At 60.1% G+C, this 17795-nt stretch carries 18 protein-coding genes and 1 tRNA gene; 11 read left to right on the forward strand and 8 right to left on the reverse strand.

The annotated features are described in order from the left end of the window. The first annotated feature begins 187 nt into the window (after positions 1-187). Entirely contained in the window at positions 188-1141 is a 954-nt protein-coding gene (locus HOC_RS06660; RefSeq protein ID WP_035536958.1) for a UDP-glucuronic acid decarboxylase family protein, read from the forward strand. 13 nt (positions 1142-1154) lie between these two features. Here the strand turns inward: HOC_RS06660 and HOC_RS06665 are convergent. Next, a tRNA-Ile gene (locus HOC_RS06665) sits at positions 1155-1228 on the reverse strand. A gap of 162 nt (positions 1229-1390) precedes the next feature. On the opposite strand from HOC_RS06665, the gene galE reads away from it, so the two are divergent. Together galE and HOC_RS06675 are read left to right on the forward strand one after the other, a co-directional pair. After that, the gene (gene galE / locus HOC_RS06670; protein WP_035536961.1) at positions 1391-2410 is read left to right on the forward strand and encodes a UDP-glucose 4-epimerase GalE; all 1020 of its coding nucleotides are present in this window, start codon (positions 1391-1393) and stop codon (positions 2408-2410) included. A 96-nt stretch (positions 2411-2506) separates the two neighbouring features. Beyond that, positions 2507-3307, forward strand: coding sequence for an SIMPL domain-containing protein (locus tag HOC_RS06675; RefSeq protein WP_035536963.1), 801 nt, complete (start codon positions 2507-2509; stop codon positions 3305-3307). 71 nt (positions 3308-3378) lie between these two features. Here HOC_RS06675 and HOC_RS06680 read toward each other — a convergent pair whose 3' ends face one another. Next, the gene (locus HOC_RS06680; RefSeq protein WP_035536964.1) at positions 3379-4341 is read right to left on the reverse strand and encodes a KpsF/GutQ family sugar-phosphate isomerase; all 963 of its coding nucleotides are present in this window, start codon (positions 4339-4341) and stop codon (positions 3379-3381) included. An 89-nt stretch (positions 4342-4430) separates the two neighbouring features. Next, positions 4431-5657, reverse strand: a complete 1227-nt coding sequence (locus HOC_RS06685; protein ID WP_084146176.1) for a D-alanyl-D-alanine carboxypeptidase family protein — start codon at positions 5655-5657, stop codon at positions 4431-4433. Between the two features lie 231 nt (positions 5658-5888). Between HOC_RS06685 and HOC_RS06690 the strand changes: the two genes are divergently transcribed. The 7 genes from HOC_RS06690 to HOC_RS06720 all read left to right on the forward strand — a co-directional run bounded on the left by HOC_RS06690 (position 5889) and on the right by HOC_RS06720 (position 12533). Then, positions 5889-6329: a phasin family protein gene (locus tag HOC_RS06690; protein WP_035536967.1), complete on the forward strand. Its 441-nt coding sequence runs from the start codon at positions 5889-5891 to the stop codon at positions 6327-6329. A 136-nt stretch (positions 6330-6465) separates the two neighbouring features. After that, on the forward strand, positions 6466-6876 hold the full coding sequence (locus HOC_RS21110) for a DUF1499 domain-containing protein (protein ID WP_156950407.1): 411 nt from the start codon (positions 6466-6468) through the stop codon (positions 6874-6876). A 97-nt stretch (positions 6877-6973) separates the two neighbouring features. After that, positions 6974-7330, forward strand: coding sequence for an ATP-dependent Clp protease adapter ClpS (gene clpS / locus HOC_RS06700; protein WP_051624617.1), 357 nt, complete (start codon positions 6974-6976; stop codon positions 7328-7330). Between the two features lie 33 nt (positions 7331-7363). Next, positions 7364-9679, forward strand: a complete 2316-nt coding sequence (gene clpA / locus HOC_RS06705; protein ID WP_035536970.1) for an ATP-dependent Clp protease ATP-binding subunit ClpA — start codon at positions 7364-7366, stop codon at positions 9677-9679. Between the two features lie 195 nt (positions 9680-9874). Next, positions 9875-10468 carry a calcium-binding protein gene (locus HOC_RS06710; RefSeq protein ID WP_084146178.1) on the forward strand — a complete coding sequence of 198 codons (594 nt, stop codon included), beginning with the start codon at positions 9875-9877 and terminating at the stop codon, positions 10466-10468. Positions 10469-10593: 125 nt separating this feature from the next. Further along, positions 10594-11796 (forward strand): serine hydrolase domain-containing protein, encoded by a 1203-nt coding sequence (locus HOC_RS06715; protein ID WP_035536973.1) that lies wholly within the window; start codon positions 10594-10596, stop codon positions 11794-11796. Beyond that, on the forward strand, positions 11793-12533 hold the full coding sequence (locus HOC_RS06720) for a class I SAM-dependent methyltransferase (protein WP_035536975.1): 741 nt from the start codon (positions 11793-11795) through the stop codon (positions 12531-12533). Before HOC_RS06715 ends, HOC_RS06720 begins: the two co-directional genes overlap by 4 nt. On the opposite strand, the gene HOC_RS06725 is transcribed toward HOC_RS06720, so the two are convergent. The 3 genes from HOC_RS06725 to HOC_RS06735 all read right to left on the reverse strand — a co-directional run bounded on the left by HOC_RS06725 (position 12530) and on the right by HOC_RS06735 (position 14918). Beyond that, positions 12530-13078: an rRNA large subunit pseudouridine synthase E gene (locus tag HOC_RS06725; RefSeq protein WP_035536976.1), complete on the reverse strand. Its 549-nt coding sequence runs from the start codon at positions 13076-13078 to the stop codon at positions 12530-12532. The genes HOC_RS06720 and HOC_RS06725 overlap by 4 nt on opposite strands. Positions 13079-13082: 4 nt before the next feature. Further along, entirely contained in the window at positions 13083-13934 is an 852-nt protein-coding gene (gene kdsA, locus HOC_RS06730; protein WP_035536977.1) for a 3-deoxy-8-phosphooctulonate synthase, read from the reverse strand. 447 nt (positions 13935-14381) lie between these two features. Continuing rightward, a complete protein-coding gene (locus tag HOC_RS06735; RefSeq protein WP_035536978.1) occupies positions 14382-14918 on the reverse strand; it encodes an RcnB family protein in 537 nt (178 codons plus the stop codon). A gap of 139 nt (positions 14919-15057) precedes the next feature. Here HOC_RS06735 and arfB point away from each other — a divergent pair, with 139 nt between their 5' ends. Further along, on the forward strand, positions 15058-15492 hold the full coding sequence (gene arfB / locus HOC_RS06740; protein WP_035536979.1) for an alternative ribosome rescue aminoacyl-tRNA hydrolase ArfB: 435 nt from the start codon (positions 15058-15060) through the stop codon (positions 15490-15492). On the opposite strand, the gene HOC_RS06745 is transcribed toward arfB, so the two are convergent. Continuing rightward, positions 15489-16232, reverse strand: a complete 744-nt coding sequence (locus HOC_RS06745; protein ID WP_035536981.1) for a DsbA family protein — start codon at positions 16230-16232, stop codon at positions 15489-15491. The genes arfB and HOC_RS06745 overlap by 4 nt on opposite strands. A 97-nt stretch (positions 16233-16329) precedes the next feature. Continuing rightward, positions 16330-17775, reverse strand: a complete 1446-nt coding sequence (locus tag HOC_RS06750; RefSeq protein ID WP_035536982.1) for a M48 family metalloprotease — start codon at positions 17773-17775, stop codon at positions 16330-16332. Positions 17776-17795 lie beyond the last annotated feature (20 nt).

Here is a 17795-nt window from a genome sequence, read left to right on the forward strand (position 1 = left end):
AGCCTGTACCGATCATCGCAACGCGCATGGATTAGTCCTTTTCGAAAGCCCGCCCGGTTTGGCGCAGGGGGTGCGATTTTTGGGCCGTCAGGTCAAGGCAAGTGCACTGTGACGTATATATACAAACCCAGCACCCGTAACCGGAGACACTATTGACGACGAAGTGAATTCGGGGCACGGGCACGTCATGCATTATGTTCCCCGCATTCTCGTCACCGGCGGCGCCGGCTTCATCGGCTCCTTCCTGTGCGAACGCCTGCTCGAAACGGGGGCGGAAGTGCTCTGCGTCGACAATTTCTTCACGGGCCGGCGCACCAATGTCGCGCACCTGCTGGATAATCCGAAATTCGAAGTGATGCGTCACGACGTGACGTTTCCGCTCTTTGTGGAAGTCGACCAGATCTACAACCTGGCCTGCCCGGCAAGCCCGATCCACTATCAGTTCGACCCCGTTCAAACGACCAAGACCAGCGTGCATGGCGCCATCAACATGCTGGGCCTCGCCAAGCGTACCCGGGCACGCATCCTTCAGGCCTCGACATCCGAGGTCTATGGCGATCCGGCGATCCACCCGCAGACTGAAGACTATTGGGGCAATGTGAACCCGATCGGGATCCGCTCCTGCTATGACGAGGGCAAGCGCTGCGCCGAAACGCTGTTTTTCGACTATCACCGCCAGCACAAGGTGGAGATCAAGGTCGCGCGCATCTTCAATACCTATGGCCCGCGCATGCATCCGAATGATGGCCGGGTCGTCTCCAACTTCATCGTGCAGGCGCTGAAGGGCGAGGACATCACGCTCTATGGCGACGGAGAGCAGACGCGCAGCTTCTGTTATGTGTCCGATCTTGTGACCGGTCTGGTGTCGCTGATGGGAACGGGACCTGATTTCGTGGGCCCGGTGAATATCGGCAATCCGGGCGAATTCACGATCCGGCAACTGGCCGAGCGCGTGATTGCGCTGACCGGGGCGAAGTCCAAGCTCGTGCACCGGCCGCTCCCGCAGGATGATCCCAAGCAGCGCCAGCCGGACATTTCCCTTGCGCAGGAGAAGCTTGGCTGGGCGCCAACGGTATCGCTGGACGAGGGACTCAAGCCTACGATTGCCTATTTCGAGGAAGAAATCCGGGCGATGAGCTGATTGGGTTTGCCAGTGGGCCCGGCAGGACTCGAACCTGCGACCAAACCGTTATGAGCGGTCCGCTCTAACCAACTGAGCTACAGGCCCCACTGAGCCCCCGGTTTAAGCGGGCCTAGAACCTGTGGCAATGGCGCAAATCACCCTCTTTGGCCATGTATTTGCATTGATGATAAATCATCGGTCAACCGAAACGCCGTAACGTGCTGGTTTGACATTGAATCAGCCGATTTGGGCTGCAAGGGTATCGTTATGAAGCAAGTTTTGGTGACCGGCGGAGCGGGCTATATCGGCACGCATACTTGCGTGGAACTGATGGCCCAAGGCTATTCGCCGGTTGTTGTGGACAATTTCTGCAATAGTAGCCCGGCTTCCCTGGACCGTGTGCGTCGCCTGACCAATCATGAACTGCCGTCTTATGAAGCAGACATTCGCGACACCGCGCGGATCACCGAAATCCTGAAGAAGCATAATTGCGAGTCGGTCATCCATTTTGCCGGCCTGAAAGCCGTGGGGGATTCCGTCGCCAAGCCGCTGGAGTATTACAGCGCCAACGTCATGGGCTCGCACAGCCTGCTGACGGCCATGATGGAAGCTGGTACGAAGCGTTTCGTGTTCAGTTCCAGCGCCACCGTCTACGGCGAGCCGGTTTTCCTGCCCTATACCGAAAGCCACCCGCTCAGCCCGACCAGCCCCTATGGCCAGACCAAGCTGGCCGTCGAGCAGATGCTGAATGACCTCGTGGCATCCGGTAGCATGACGGATGTGGCGATCCTGCGCTATTTCAATCCGATTGGCGCGCATTCCAGCGGTCAGATCGGCGAGGATCCGCACGGCGTTCCGAACAATCTAATGCCTTACGTGGCGCAGGTGGCGGTCGGGCGCCGAACGGAACTGAACGTCTTCGGCAATGATTATGACACCCCGGACGGCACCGGCGTGCGTGACTACCTGCATGTGGTCGACCTTGCTCGCGCGCATGTGCTGGCGCTGCAGCGGTTTGAACGTGAGCCCGGTGCGATCACGGTGAACCTCGGAACGGGGCAGGGCACGTCAGTGCTGGAACTGGTCAAGGCCTTCGAGGCGGCCAGCGGACGCCCGGTTCCGCTCAATTTCGCGCCGCGTCGCAGCGGTGACATTGCGGCCTTCTGGGCAGATCCTGCCCAGGCGGAATCCCTGCTCGGATGGCAGGCTGAATATGATATCAGCGATATGTGCCGCGACCAGTGGGCCTGGCAAAGCCAGAACCCCAATGGATTTGAGACGACCTGATATCGCTGTCATTTTTCCAGTCTGAGGCAACTTTTGCCGTGTTGCGGCCTTAATCCTTTGGGACACAGGGCCATCAACAAGAATGGAAATCCAGACATGCTGAAACAGACAAAACTGATCGCTGCGATGGGTGCCTGCATGCTGGCGCTTGCGCCAGCTGCCTGCGCACAGATGCCAACGACGACAAAGGGAGCCTCAATGACAACGATGGGGCAATCTATGATGAATCACAATTCGATCCAGCCTGAGACGACGCTGGATGTTTCTGCCGAAGGCGAAGTCATGCGCGCGCCTGACATCGCATACATCACCGCAGGCGTTCAGGCAGATGCCGCCACGGCGCAGGAAGCCATGCAGCAGCAGGCCAATTCCATGACCGGCGTTTTCGATGCGCTCGCCAAGGCCGGTGTCGAGAAAAAGGACATGCAGACGTCCAACTTCTCGCTGCAGCCGCGCTACACCTATGTCGAAATCGACGAGGGCAAGGGCCGCACACGGGGCGAGCAACGCCTTGATGGCTATACAGCCTCCAACCAACTGACCGTGAAGGTTCGCGACCTCGACAACCTTGGCGCCACGATGGACAGCCTTGTCTCTGCCGGCGGCAACACGTTCTCGGGCATCAGCTTTGCCCTCGACAATGATGACGAAGTGCGCGCCGAAGCGCGCCGCAAGGCCGTCACCAACGCGCTGTCGAAAGCAGAGCTCTACGCGACCGCAGCTGGCATGAAGGTTGGCCGGATCGTGACCATGACGGAAGGCGGCGACTATAGCCCGCAGCCAATGGCCATGATGGCCCGCAGCAAGGAAATGGCGATGGACGCCTCGACCCCGATTTCGGGCGGCGAAGTGGGCTACACCGCGCGTGTGAACGTGCAGTTCGAGCTGGTGAAATAAGCCTCGGGCTTCAGCATTTCAGACAAACGGCGGTTCCTTGGGGAGCCGCCGTTTTTGATTCAGGCTAAGGCCTAGACGTAACCTTCGGCGAGGAGGTCCTTCATGTCGACGATGCCGATAGGGCGGCCATCTTCGACGACAAAGGCGTTCGAGATGCGGTTATCGCTGAGCCGTTTTATGACCGTTGCGAGGCGCTCGTTGGGGGCAACCGTGCGCGGACCGGGCGTCATGACGGAGGCTGCGTCGCCATCGAGCTTGCCGGCGAGCATGGCGCGGCGAAGGTCACCATCCGTGACCATGCCGACAATGCGCCCGTCATTGCCGAGGACAGCCACGCACCCCTTGCGGCCCTCGGAGACGGCGAGGATGACTTCCTGCACGTTCGCATCGGTTGAGACCGAGGGGATGTCGTCGCGGCGGTCGGAAACATAGTCCCCCGCTGTTTGCAGCGAGCGGCCAAGCTTGCCGCCGGGATGGCGCGAGCCGAAGTCTTCCCGGCTGAAGCCACGCCGGTCCATCAGGAGGATGGTCAGCGCATCGCCAAGGGCGAGAGCCATGGTTGTGGATGAGGTGGGCGCGAGGCCATTCGGGCAGGCCTCAGCGACGGTGGGCATATGCAGAACGACGTCGGAGAGGCGCCCAAGGGTCGAATCGGGGGCGCGGGTCATTCCGATGACCGGAATGGCATTGCCGCGGCAATAGCGCAGCAGGTCGACCATTTCACGGCTTTCGCCGGAATAGGAGATGGCAAGGAGCACGGAGCCCGGCACGATCATGCCGAGGTCACCGTGGCTGGCTTCGGTCGGGTGGAGAAAGAAGGAGGGCGTGCCTGTCGACGCGAGGCTGGCGGCGATCTTCTGGCCGATATGACCCGACTTGCCGACACCGGCGACAATCACATAGCGATCGGTTGCCATGACCAGGTCTGCCGCGCGGATGATGGTCTCATCAATACCCGCTTCAAGCTTCTCCAGCGCGTCGCGCTCGATGCGGATGACATTACGCGCAAGTTCGATTTCTGACTCGGTTTTCAAGGACGACTCCCTAGAGGCTTTGCGCATAGGCGTCTGCCCGAATGGGAGTGTTCGTCAAGCCTTGGGCGTGTGTTCGGCTGCGCGCGAGCCTAGTTGCCGAACTGGCGCGCCTCGTACTCGCCGACCGTAAAGGCGGGGCGACCAGCAGGAATAACAACCGTGGCGCCGACAAAGCTCGTCGGGGTCGCGTCACCCTGTTCGAACTCCATGGATTCGTCAGAAGCCGGTCCGGCATCGGCCATCAGGATCTCGCTGGCATCTTCAGCGGTTTCTTCATCCTCCTCCACGGCCACTTCGACGACTTCTTCCACTTTCGCTTCAGGCGCCTTTGGTGCGGCGGTCAAACCGCGCAGTGTGGTCGTGGTTGGCTGAAGGGCGCCCAGCGGCTTGCCGTTCAGCATGGGTACTGCTGCGCCATTCGGGTTTGCGGTAGTCGTATTGAACTCCGAGAAGGCCATTGCGATGCGGCGACCCGGATCGGCTGGATCAGCCGGGAGTTCATAGCTCTTGAACGCCGCTTCGACGAGTGCTTCGACATGGGCGTTACGCGACTTGGACGTGCTGCCGCCGAGCATGATGGCGATGATGCGGTGACCGTCGCGCTTGGCTGAGGTCATCAGGTTGAAGCCGGAAGCGCGGGTGTAACCCGTCTTGATGCCATCAACACCATCAACAGAGTCGAGCAGTTCATTGTGGTTCTTGTAGGTCTTGCCAGCCCAGGTGAAGCGGGGGCGCGAGAAATAGTGATAGGACTCGCCATGGTCGTCGATCATGGCCTCGGCCAGAATGGCAAGGTCACGGGCGGTGGTAATCTGGCGGTCGTCGGGCAGGCCGGAGGCATTCACGAAACGTGTGTTCTGCATGCCAAGGCTTTTGCCTTTGACGGTCATCAGCTGGGCAAAGCGGCTTTCAGAGCCGCCCAGGCGTTCGGCAATGACAACGGCCACATCATTTGCGGATTTCGTCACGAGGGCGCCGATGGCATCGCTGACGCTGATGGTCGAGCCGGGCTTGAGCTTGAGATTGGACGGCGCCTGGCTTGCGGCGAAGCGCGAAACGGTCAGTTTTTCGTCGAGCGAGACGTCGCCGGCATTGATCGCATCGAACAGCATGTAGAGCGTCATGACCTTGGTCAGGGACGCCGGATAGCGCGGATCATCAGCGTTGCGGGCGTGGAGAACTTCGTGAGTGTCTTTGTCGATCACAATGGAGGCGTACTTCTCGGCGAAGGCCGCTGGCGCACTGAGGCCGGTCACAACGAGCATTGCCGCTACGGCAAGCGTTCGGATCGCCAAGCCCCAAGTATGCTGTCTCATTGTGGTCTACCTCCGCGAAAGTATGAACCCCGAACCGCCCAAGGTTTACGATAGAGTCCCAAAAATGCGTTGACCACACCTTAACACAGGCAAAGCCATCAAATTTTGGCAATCCTTGGGTACCTGTGCAAAAAGCGTGCAGGCTTGCTTATGTTGCAGCGCACAATTTTTGTTGCGAACGCGAATAAAATGTACTATATAAGGCGAACACGAGGAAAAAGGATTCGCCCCATGGCCAAGTCACCTACATCTGCTTCGAAGTCCAAACCCGCTCCAAAGGCCACTAAAGCCGAGGCGCATGCAACGGAAGCCGCGACCAAGATGCTGGATGACGGCATGGAAAAAGTCTCCGACATGGCCAGCAAATTCGGCACATATGCTGAAGACGGCATGAAGAAGATGGCTGAACACGCCTCCGCTTCGACAGAAGTGATGCGCACGATCGGCAGCCGCAACATGGACTTCTTCACCCGCACGCTTGAGCAAAGCGTTGAGGCAACCCAAGCCATGACCGGCGCGAAAGATCCGCGCAAGGTCGTGGAAATCCAGACCGGTTTCGCAAAATCCATGATGTCTGCCTATACGTCAGAGATGAGCGCGCAGGCTGAGCTTTGCATGCTCGCATGGCGTGACGCGGCAAAGCCTTTCACGAAAGTCTGGGCAACGAAATAACTCCCTTACGTTCAGACGGAGTCCACGCCGTCTGACTGTTGAGTGAGTATAATGAAGAGCCGGGCCTTTTTGGTCCGGCTCTTTGTTTACTGGGAGGCATGTTTTTCGCGTGGCTTCTGCCCTGAAGCAGATTACCATGCTTCACATGACCGATTTTATCGATTTCCAGACCTTCAAACGCCCAGCGAAGCCAAATAATTGGCTCGTCGCTCCCGATGGCTTCATCGACGCTGCGCTACCTGACGAGTCGTCCCCGGTCTACGACCGTACGCCTGACGCCCTGTTCAAGGATGTCATGGAAATGATCGCCGCGCGGAGCGACTGGAAGATAAAGGCGTCCGATCCATCAACGGGTCGCATCAGTTTCATCGCCGTCACGAAAATTCTCCGGTTCAAGGATGACGTGGATATTCTCGTGCTGCCCGTTGAGGCGCATGACGCGCAATCGACGCTCACGGTATACTCCCGTTCGCGGGTCGGTTACTCGGATCTCGGTACAAATGGGAAGCGGGTGAACGCACTCCTCAGTGCGCTCGCCATGCCCTAAAAGCAGGCATGACATGCTTTTGCCTCGCTTCGTCCCTTCAAACTCACGCAGGAACGTATATCTTATGGCCATGAGCGAATTGTCTGAACACGTCCGGATGAGCGATCCGAACCTGCCGGGGCCACCGGCGGGAACGCCGCCAGGCGGTGGTGACGGCATCGGTGTCGACATCGACACCCAGACGCGGATCAAGACGAAAAAGCCTTCGCTTTACCGGGTTCTGCTGCTGAACGACGACTACACGCCGATGGAGTTCGTCGTCTACATTCTGGAGCGATATTTCAATCGCTCACGCGAGCAGGCGACCCGCATAATGCTACATGTCCACCAGAAGGGCGTGGGGCTGTGTGGGGTCTACACCTACGAAGTGGCTGAAACAAAAGTCGCTCAGGTGCTTGACCTTGCCAAACGCCATGAACACCCTCTCCAATGCGTTATGGAGAAAGAAGACTAGTTTTTATCACCCCCGACCTGAAAGGTCTGACACGTGCCACGATTGTCCCACTCTCTCGAAACCGCTCTCGAAAAGGCGCTCACACTCGCGTCCGAACGCGACCATGAGTATGCCACGCTTGAGCACCTCCTTCTGGCCCTTACGGAAGACGAGCATGCCCGCGAAGTGATGGGGGCCTGCAAGGTTGATATTGAAGCGCTGACCGCTGAGCTCGTGCGCTATATCGACGAAGAACTTTCCAGCCTCATTCTTGAAGAGAGCGAAGGCCGCGTTCAGCCGACCGCTGCGTTCCAGCGCGTCGTCCAGCGCGCGATCCTGCATGTCGAAAGCTCGGGCCGAGATGAAGTGACGGGGGCCAACGTGCTGGTCTCGATCTTCTCTGAGCGTGAAAGCCACGCTGCCTACTTCCTGCAGGAGCAGGACATGACCCGCTATGACGCGGTCAACTTCATCTCGCATGGCGTGGCCAAGCAGCCCGGCATGTCCCGCCCCTCCAGCCCGCGTGGCGCGGAAGGTGGCGAAGAAGAAGCCGTCAAGCAGGGCCATGAGGCGCTCGATGCCTATTGCGTCGATCTCAATGCCAAGGCCCGTGCCGGCAAGATCGATCCGCTGATCGGCCGCGACGCCGAAGTGAACCGCTGCATCGAAGTGCTTTGCCGCCGCAACAAGAACAACCCGATCCTCGTGGGCGATCCCGGCGTTGGCAAGACGGCGATAGCCGAAGGCCTCGCCAAGAAAATCGTCGACGGCGAAGCCCCTGAAATCCTGGACGAAGCGGTCATCTGGTCGCTCGACATGGGCGCATTGCTCGCAGGCACGCGCTACCGCGGTGACTTCGAGGAACGCCTCAAGTCCGTGATGAAGGAACTCGAGCAGCAGGAAAAAGCGATCCTGTTCATCGACGAGATCCACACGATTATCGGCGCCGGCGCGACATCTGGCGGCGCAATGGATGCCTCGAACCTCTTGAAGCCCGCGCTTCAGAATGGCGGCCTGCGCTGCATGGGTTCGACGACGTTCAAGGAGTATAAGCAACACTTCGAGAAGGACCGCGCGCTTAGCCGCCGGTTCCGCAAGATCGACGTGGTTGAGCCGACTGTGCCGGATGCCATCAAGATCCTGACGGGCCTGAAATCCCGCTTCGAGGATTTCCACGGCCTGCGTTACACCAATGATGCCATCAAGGCGGCCGTTGAACTGTCGGATCGCTACATTACTGACCGCAAACTGCCGGACAAGGCGATCGACGTGATCGACGAAGCCGGCGCGGCCCAGTGGCTGCTGCCCGCCAACAAGCGCAAGAAGCAGGTTGGCATTAAGGACGTGGAAGCCGTGGTCGCCAAGATCGCGCGCATCCCCCCGAAACAGGTGTCCAGCGACGACATGATCGCGCTGAAATCACTGGAGACGGACCTGCAGCGTGTCGTGTTCGGTCAGGATGCCGCCATTACGGCGCTCTCGGCTGCGATCAAGCTGGCACGCGCGGGCCTGCGCGAACCGAACAAGCCCATCGGCTCGTATCTCTTCACCGGCCCGACCGGCGTCGGCAAGACCGAAGTGGCCAAACAGCTCGCCTCGATCATGGGCGTCGAAATGCTGCGCTTCGACATGTCGGAATATATGGAACGACACACCGTTTCCCGCCTGATCGGCGCGCCTCCGGGCTATGTCGGTTATGATGAAGGCGGCCTGCTGACAGACGGCGTGGACCAGCATCCGCACTGCGTGCTGCTGCTCGACGAAATCGAGAAGGCCCACCCGGACCTGTTCAACATCCTGCTCCAGGTCATGGACAATGGTGCGCTGACGGATGCGAATGGCCGCAAGGTCGACTTCCGCAATGTCATCCTGATCATGACGACGAACGCGGGCGCTTCCGATGCCTCCAAGAACTCGATCGGCTTTGGTCGCGGCAAGAAGGACGACGAGCAGGAAGAGGCGCTCAAGCGCCTGTTCACGCCGGAATTCCGCAACCGTCTCGATGCAACGATCACGTTCGGCGGTCTCACACCTGCCATCATCGACCGTGTTGTCGAGAAGTTCATCCTGCAGCTGGAAGTCCAGCTGGAAGATCGCAATGTCTCGATCGAGATCACCAAGGCGGCCCGGGACTGGCTGGCCAAGCGCGGCTTCGACCCCGACATGGGCGCGCGGCCTCTGTCACGTACGATCCAGGAGCACGTCAAGAAACCGATGGCCGAAGAGCTTCTTTTCGGGAAGCTGCAAAAGGGCGGCGTAGTCAAGATCGACGTGGACAAGAAGGACGAGGAAAAGCTCGCTTTCAAATACGTCGCGGAACCTGCCAAGAAGCGCTCCGCCAAGAAGGACGATGCCGAAGAGCCGGCCTGATAGGCGTCAAAAATTGAAACGAATTAAGGGCCGCTCGCAATGCCGGGCGGCCCTTTTGATTTGCGACTGACTTGGAGCGTTTTGGGCATGGAAATACCTCATTGTGTTTCCATGCTTCCAATCTAAGCATGTCGCGATTGGCCCCCATCTCAAACGGCTGGGCCTCTTCCCAATTACCAAGCAAGGATTGTTTGAATGAACCGTATGTTGATTGCTGCGCTCGCCCTGACGTCATTGGCGGCCTGCGACAAGGGCGGGGCGAAGGATGCGCCCGAAGCCGCGCCTTCCGAGATTGTCGCTGCAACACCTGTTGCCGAAATCAATGCGATTGCCGGAACCGACGGGAATGACACGCTCGACGGCACAGAAGGGCGCGACTCAATCGAAGGCGGTGCCGGGAAAGACAAGTTAAATGGTCTGGGCGGCAATGATATCCTCAAGGGAGGGGGCGGCGCTGACACGCTGGACGGAGGGCCTGGTAAGGACGTTCTGATCGGCGGGGCAGGGAACGACACGCTGACAGGTGGCGCGGGGAAGGATACCTACCGTTTCACCAAAGGCTGGGGAATGGATGTGGTGACGGATTTCGAATCCAAGGAACGTCTGGATATGGCGCGCCTGCGCCTGCAGTCCGACACGGAAACGCCGGAAGCCACTTTCGCCAAATTGTCCATCACCGCTGACGGTACAGACACGCTGATCAAGATCACTGGCGATGATGCAAACGTAATGCGTTTGCAGGGCGTGAAACCTTCGGCGCTTTCCGTCGCCAATTTCAGGTTCAAATAGCGCGTCAAGTCTCCAGCATTGCGTCTGATTGGCGTGGACATTGATGTTCGCGTGGTTCTAATTATGCCCAAGCGTCAGCCGTGCCGTTCCTGGCGTGAGCAGAACGGCGCAATGGGAGAGACGAAATGGCTGGCATGGTCAAAGGCAAGTGCGACTCGAAATTCGGCGCGCTGAAGGAAGAATTCGAACGCAATTTTGCGGAGCGAGGCGAAGTCGGCGCATCGGTTTGCCTCTCGGTGAATGGCGAGACTCTGGTCGACCTCTGGGGCGGAAAGGCCAACCCGGAAACCGGCGAGGACTGGCAGGAAGATACAATCTCGATTGTCTTCTCGTGCTCAAAGGCCGCGACCTCCGTCTGCGCCCATATCCTGATCGACCGGGGGGAGTTGAAGCCGTCTGCGCTCGTTTCGGACTACTGGCCGGAATTTGCCAAGAACGGCAAAGAGAAGACCACCGTCCAGATGATGCTGAACCATGAGAGCGCGCTGCCGACGCTGCGCGATCCGGTCAAGCCGGGCGGCTATACGGACTGGGACTATATGATCAAGCGCCTCGAGGATGAGGAAGCTTTCTGGGAGCCGGGCACGCGCAACGGCTATCACATGATCAATTTCGGCTGGACCGTCGGTGAACTTGTCCGGCGTGTATCAGGCAAGTCGCTCGGCACTTTCTTCCGCGATGAAGTGGTGGCAAAGACAGGCGCGAAATTCTGGCTCGGCCTGCCGGAAGACGAAGACGTCCACATCGCGCCCATCCACACATATGCACCGCAGCCCGGCGATGTGCCGACCGAGTTCACGATCAAGCTGATGACGGAGCCGGACTCGATCCAGCACAAGTCGTTCATGAACAGTGGCGGATGGGACTTCAACGACCGCAAAAGCCAGGCAGCCGAGATTGGTGGCGGTGGTGGTCTTTCCAATGCGCGCGGACAGGTAGCCATGTACACGCCGCTCGCCTGCAATGATGGCAGCCTGGTCTCGAAGGACCGCGTTGCCAACATGAGCATGGTGTCGACCGCGACCCAGCGCGATGCGACCCTGCTCATCCCCACACGTTTTGCCTCCGGTTTCATGAAGTCGATGGACAATCGCGCGCTGAACCTCGGCCCGGGCACCAGCGCCATCATGGGTGACAAGGCCTTCGGCCATGTCGGCGCCGGTGGCTCCATCGGCTTTGCAGACCCCGAATGCGGCATGGCCTTCAGCTATACGATGAACCAGATGGGCGGCGGCCTCTTGCTGAACGATCGCGGCCAGCCGCTGATCGACGCGGCCTACAAAGCGCTTGGCTATCGCACGAATGCGCCGGGGGCCTGGGTGAAGTGAAGTTCGGGCCGGAGACCTTTGGCGAACTTAACGCCGAGGACTATGACGCCCTCCACGATCCTGGCACGACTGAGGAATCCGTTGCGCTGATCAGCGAGATTGCGGCGGGTGGGCGTGTGCTGGAACTCGCCATAGGCACGGGCCGCGTGGCCCTGCCACTGGCGGCGCAGGGGCTGGAAGTTCATGGTATCGAAGGCTCACCTGAAATGGTGGCCAAGCTGCGTGAGAAGCCCGGCGGCCATGCGATCCCGGTCGTCATCGGCGACTTCGCGGATGTCGCCATAGAAGGCACGTTCGACCATGTATTCCTGGTCTTCAACACGCTGTTCAATCTCACCACGCAGGAAGCGCAGGTGCGGTGTTTCGCCAATGTGGCCAAGCGCCTGGCGCCGGGCGGCACATTCCTAGTCGAGACATTTGTACCCGATGCCGAAAAGGCGCGTAGCGGCCAGAACGTGCGCACGATGAAAGTGGGGTTCAGTTCTGTCTGGATCGAAGCGGCGCTGCACCACCGTGTCGAACAGCGAATCGATTTCCAGCGCATGCGCATCACGCAGGATGGCATCCGCATGGTGCCGCTTGTTATGCGCTATGCTTGGCCCGCCGAAATGGACCTGATGGCGCAGCTTGCCGGGCTCAGCCTAAAGCATCGCTGGGGTGGCTGGAAGCGAGAGCCGTTCACAGCCGAGAGCGGCATGCATGTATCGGTGTACGAAAAGCCCGCTCACGCAGGCTAGGCCTTCCGCCATTGGCCCGTTCCGAGTCCGTTCAGAGTCCATTCGCCGACCTGTGCACGGATCAGGCGGAGGGTTGGGTGGCCAACCGAGGCGGTCATGCGGCGAACCTGCCGGTTGCGGCCCTCGGTGATGGTCAGGCTGATCCAGCTGTCGGGCACGGACTTGCGCACGCGGATTGGCGGATCACGTGGCCAGAGGTTTTCTGGTTCGGGGATAGCCTCGGCCTTGGCAGGGGCGGTCTTGCCGTCCTTCAGGGTGACGCCGGTGCGCAGCGCCTTGAGGGCCGCCTCGTCGGGCACGCCTTCGACCTGGACCCAATAGGTTTTCGGCTGCTTGAATTTCGGGTCGCTGATGCGGTTCTGTAGCTGGCCGTCATCGGTGAGGACAAGCAGGCCTTCACTGTCCTGGTCGAGGCGGCCCGCAGCATAGACGCCGGGCACTGTAATGAAGTCCGACAGGGTCTTGCGCGGCGAGCCTTCGGTGCCCTTGTCGGTGAACTGGGACAGCACGCCGAAGGGCTTGTTGAAGAGGATCAGGCGGGGCATCGGCCTATCCTTGCTGGATGACCTCATGGATCGCTTTCAGCTGAGCGAGCAGCGCGCGGGCACCGGAGACAGGCAGGCAGCTCGGCCCGTCGCAGAGGGCGGCGTCCGGGTCCGTGTGGAATTCGAGGAAGACGCCATCGGCGCCAGCGGCCACAGCGGCCTTCGCAATGATCGCGACGCCATCGCGGCGACCGCCGGTGGACGCGCCAGCGGTGCGCGGGTCAGCGCCCGGCAGCTGTACGGCGTGGGTTGCGTCGATGGTGACCGGGCAGCCGAGTTTCTGCATTTCGGGAATGCCGAGCATGTCGACCACGAGATTATTGTAACCGAAGCTGGAGCCGCGCTCGCAGAGGATGACGCCGACATCGGCGGCTTCGCCAATCTTGGTGACGATGTTCTTGGTGTCCCAGGGCGCAATGAACTGGGCTTTCTTGACCTGCACGATGCCGCCGGCCTTGGCCGTGGCGCGCGCTGTGGCGACAACAAGGTCTGTCTGGCGGCAAAGGAAGGCGGGTATCTGCACGATATCGGCAATGGCAGCGACCGGCTCGGCTTGCTCGGCCGTGTGCAGGTCTGTGCAGATTGGCACGTTCAGCTCGGCCTTAACGGCTTTCAGGATCTTCAGGCCTTCCTCAAGGCCGGGACCACGATAGGAATGGATGGAGGAGCGGTTGGCCTTGTCGAAGCTGGCCTTGAAAACATAGGGCAGGCCAAGGTCGGCGCAGATGGCCTTCAGCTCGGCACCGACGGTCAGCGCCAGCTCCTTGCTCTCCAGAACGTTGAGACCGGCAATGATCGCCAGCGGTTTGCCCTTGCCGATGGTCCAGCCGGATTTTGCATGCGTCAGCGCCGTCATCGTCATCTCTCCTGAAAGTGTCTTTGCACGGGAGATAACCCTGTTTCGGCGGCAAGGTAACCCGCGTCCTTCAGGTCGCAGAATCAAAGAAGCCGCCCTGTCGAGGGGCGGCTTCCGTGAGCCCATGGGGCTAGTCAGGTCCGGGCGGCGTTACAGCGGCCCTACCGCGTCTCTAGGTGTTGATTGGAGGCTGCTCCAGCCAGACACCATAGGACACAGACCCAACGGCCTCACCTGGTTTCTCACTCGACATGGATCACCTCCTTTCAAACGTGCTGCTTGCACGGACTTTGTCCCGGACCATCCAGAACAGGACGAAGTTAAGCATGATTTGCGCCAACACCAAGTTAAGAACGCGCTTTTTGCGTGAACTTTTTGGTTGAAAAAGAAAAACGCCCGGACGTGACGTCCGGGCGTGAATCAAGTGATGAAATTTCAGGCACTTAGCTAGTTTGTACCGATCACTCCAATGGCGAGGCCGATGATGGCGCCGGTCGCCACGGAGGCGAGAATCGCATCGCCCCGGTCATAATCGCGGGCCCAATAGTAACCTCGCGGCGGGTCATAGAGGCCGTAGCGGCCATAGTCGCGGATATAAACGGTCTGCGGATGGGGGTGATAATATCCCCCAACGGCATAGCGCGGGACGTAGCGCGGCGGTGGCGCATAGTAGCGTGGCGGGGTGTAATAGACGCGTGCTGGTGCCCGACCGTAATAGCGAGGGCCGCTATAGTGGTTATGGTAGTTGTTGTGACCGCGGTAGTCACGACGGTCATCGCGGCGATGGTGACGCCTGTCGTCACGGCGGTCATCCCGGCGACCATCGCGCCTGTCATGGCCACGATAATCATTCTTGCCGGAATAGTGGCCTCCGCGGTCATCATGGCCGCGTCGGCCCTGGTCGGCGCTGGCCATAGGGGCGATCAACAAGCCAACCGCTGCAGTCGCCGCTACAAGACGGGAAATACTCTTGAACAGTTTCATGGCACTCTTGCCTCCGATGTTCGGCCGTCCTGACCAATGCCGGAACCGCCGATAAGTTGCCGCACACCTGCGCGACCTTGAAGCAAGAATTAAGCCTTTCGGGCTGAACTGTGCCTGAACACCATGTTAAGGAACCGCCATGGCAGATTTCGGCGATCTTCACGTATCAGGCGAGTTGACGGTTCCTGCCTGGGAACTGAGCGAAGCCTTCGTGCGGGCTTCGGGCCCGGGTGGCCAGAACGTCAACAAGGTTTCGTCGGCGGTTCAGCTGACCTGGGTTGTCGAGGCATCGTCCATTCCGGCAGAGGTCAAAGCGCGGTTCGCCAAGCTCTATGGCAGCCGGATGACGAATGATGGCCGCATCATTGTTGAAGCCAGCGAACACCGCAGCCAGCCGATGAACAGGGAGGCCGCCCGCAAGCGCCTCGCGCAAATGATCCAGAAGGCGTCCATCCGCCCCAAGCGCCGCATTGCGACACGGCCAACGGCTGGCAGCGTGCGCCGGCGCATCAAGGCCAAGAAGCGCCGGGGCGAGATAAAGTCGCTGCGAGGCGATGTAACGCCGGAGGACTAGCTTTCCAGCTCGGCCTTGATGGCAGCATCCAGCTTTGCCATGTCAGCGCCCTCGATATGAGTGCCGCCAACGAAGAAGCCTGGCGTTCCGCCGACTTCGAGCTTGCGGCCCAGGTCTTTCATGTCGGAGAGCTGTTTCTGGATTTCCATCGACTTCATGTCGGCGCGCATTTTCTGCACGTCGATACCGAGTGATTCGGCGATTGCATCGATGCGCTTGTCGGTGAGGTCGTCGTTCGACTTCAGCTCCATAAGGGCGACGTGCATCTTGTTGTACTTGTCCTGCTTGCCTGCGGCGAGCGCGGCAAGGGAGGCAGTCTCGCTGACACCGCCGAAGATCGGCAGTTCCTTGAAGACGACACGCACCTTGCCATCATATTGGGCTGGCAGGCCCTGAACGGTCTCGACCGAGCGTTTGCAATAACCGCAGCGGTAATCAAAGAATTCGACAACCGTCACTTTTGCATCGGCCGGGCCGATCGAAGGATCGCTGGCAAGGTTGTAGAGCTTGTCTTTCTGGCTCGAGATGGCTGCTTGCTGCGCGGCGGCTGCGCTAGCGCGCTGTTTCTCGCCGAGCGCCACGAGGGCGTCTTCGATGACTTCGGGATTCGCGACGATGTATTCGTGCACGATCTCTTCGATCTCGGCCTTGCTCATTTGGCTGGTTGGCTTGCCCTGCGCGCAGGCTGGGGTCAGGGCAATGGCGGTCATCGCCGCTGCGGTGAACAGTTTGCGTATCATGGGGTGGGCCTTTTCAGTATTCAAATACAATGTCGTCGCTAACCGCCATGTATACGGCCAGCGCGGGCAGCGTCCATCACTCCTGACAGAAAGTTGATCAGCGCCGGTCTGTCGTGATGTCGGTTGCGAAATTGCCGAAAGGCATGTCGCGACCGTTGCTCTGGATGGACAGTCGTGGGCCCCGGTTGGCGCGGTCATAGAAACTGCGATTGTCCGGATTGTTTGGATCGGTGATCAGCATGATGTCGTCCGCCCTGCGGAAGTTAGGCGTACCACGCTCAAGCTGGTCGGCAGCGCGGTGGGCAAAGGCATTGGCCCTGACGATGTCACCGATTGCGTAAGCGGATTCTGCCGTGGCGAGCTGTGCCTCGGCGCGGCGACCCTGTTTGTCCAGCGTAATGGCGAGCTGCGCCCAGGCGAAGGCATTATCTGGCTCGGCGATCAGTGCGTCGCGCAGGGAGGCTTCGGCGGCTTCCACATCGCCCGGTTCATCGCGGGCATTGAGCGAACGGGCATAGTTGATGAGCAGCAGCGGCTGGCCGGGTTTCAGCTCCAGCGAGCGCTTGTGCGGGGCAACCGATTCAGCCGTGCGACCGCTCTCGAACAGGATCTGGCCTTTCAGCTCGTGGAAGTAAGGATTATCCGGTTCGCGCTTAAGAAGGATGTCGACCTCTTTCAGGGCAACATCGATGTCTGAGACCTGCAGTGCTGCGATGGAGCGGGCATAGTGCGCCGGCTCGCCGTCATCGGTGGCGGGATATTCGTTACGTACCTTGTTGGCCGTATCGAGGAAGCCGATCAGCTTGGCGCGCATCATGTCATACTGATACTGCTCGTGCTCGGTCGGCGGTTCGTCCATCAGGCCGGATTGCTCGGCCAGTTGGCGCACGGCGCGGATACGGTCAGAGGCCAGCGGGTGGGACCGGAAATAGGGGTAACGGCGGGCGTTCGAGAGGACTTCCTGGTAACGGAACTTGTCGAAGAAGCGGACGATGCCGCCCGTCGATTCGTGCAGCTGGCTCAGGTATTCCACGGCAGCGGCGTCGGCCATGGATTCCTCGGCGCGCGTGTGGACGAAGAAGTTCAGCGCGGCGAATTGCTGCGAGCTGCCGATCAGGGCTGCGCCGGCGCCGCCCTCACCTGCGGCGAGGGCAAGAATGCCGAGGCCGATCGAGATGAGCGCGGGGCGCGAGGCGATCTCGGCGGCGCGTTGGCGGCTGACGCTGTGGCCACACGCGATGTGGCAGGTTTCGTGCGCGATGACGCCCTTGATCTCGTCAGGCGAGTCGGCGGCGATAATCAGGCCGGTATGGATGTGGATGTTCTGGCCGTTCGCCACGAAGGCGTTCAGGCTGGGATCGTTGATGATGTAGAAGCCAACATCCTTGGGGTTGAGGCCCGCGACGGTCAGGATCGGGTCGGTCCATTCGCGCAGGGTTTCCTCGATTTCGGCATCACGGATCAGGCTCTGCGCCGATGCGGTGAAGGCAAAGGCGGCAGCGGCAAGGCTCGTGGCAGCAAGACGCAGCAATTGTCGCGCCATGTCAGGCGTCTCCTCTTCGT

Source organism: Hyphomonas oceanitis SCH89 (assembly GCF_000685295.1).
Taxonomy (GTDB): Bacteria; Pseudomonadota; Alphaproteobacteria; order Caulobacterales; family Hyphomonadaceae; genus Hyphomonas; species Hyphomonas oceanitis.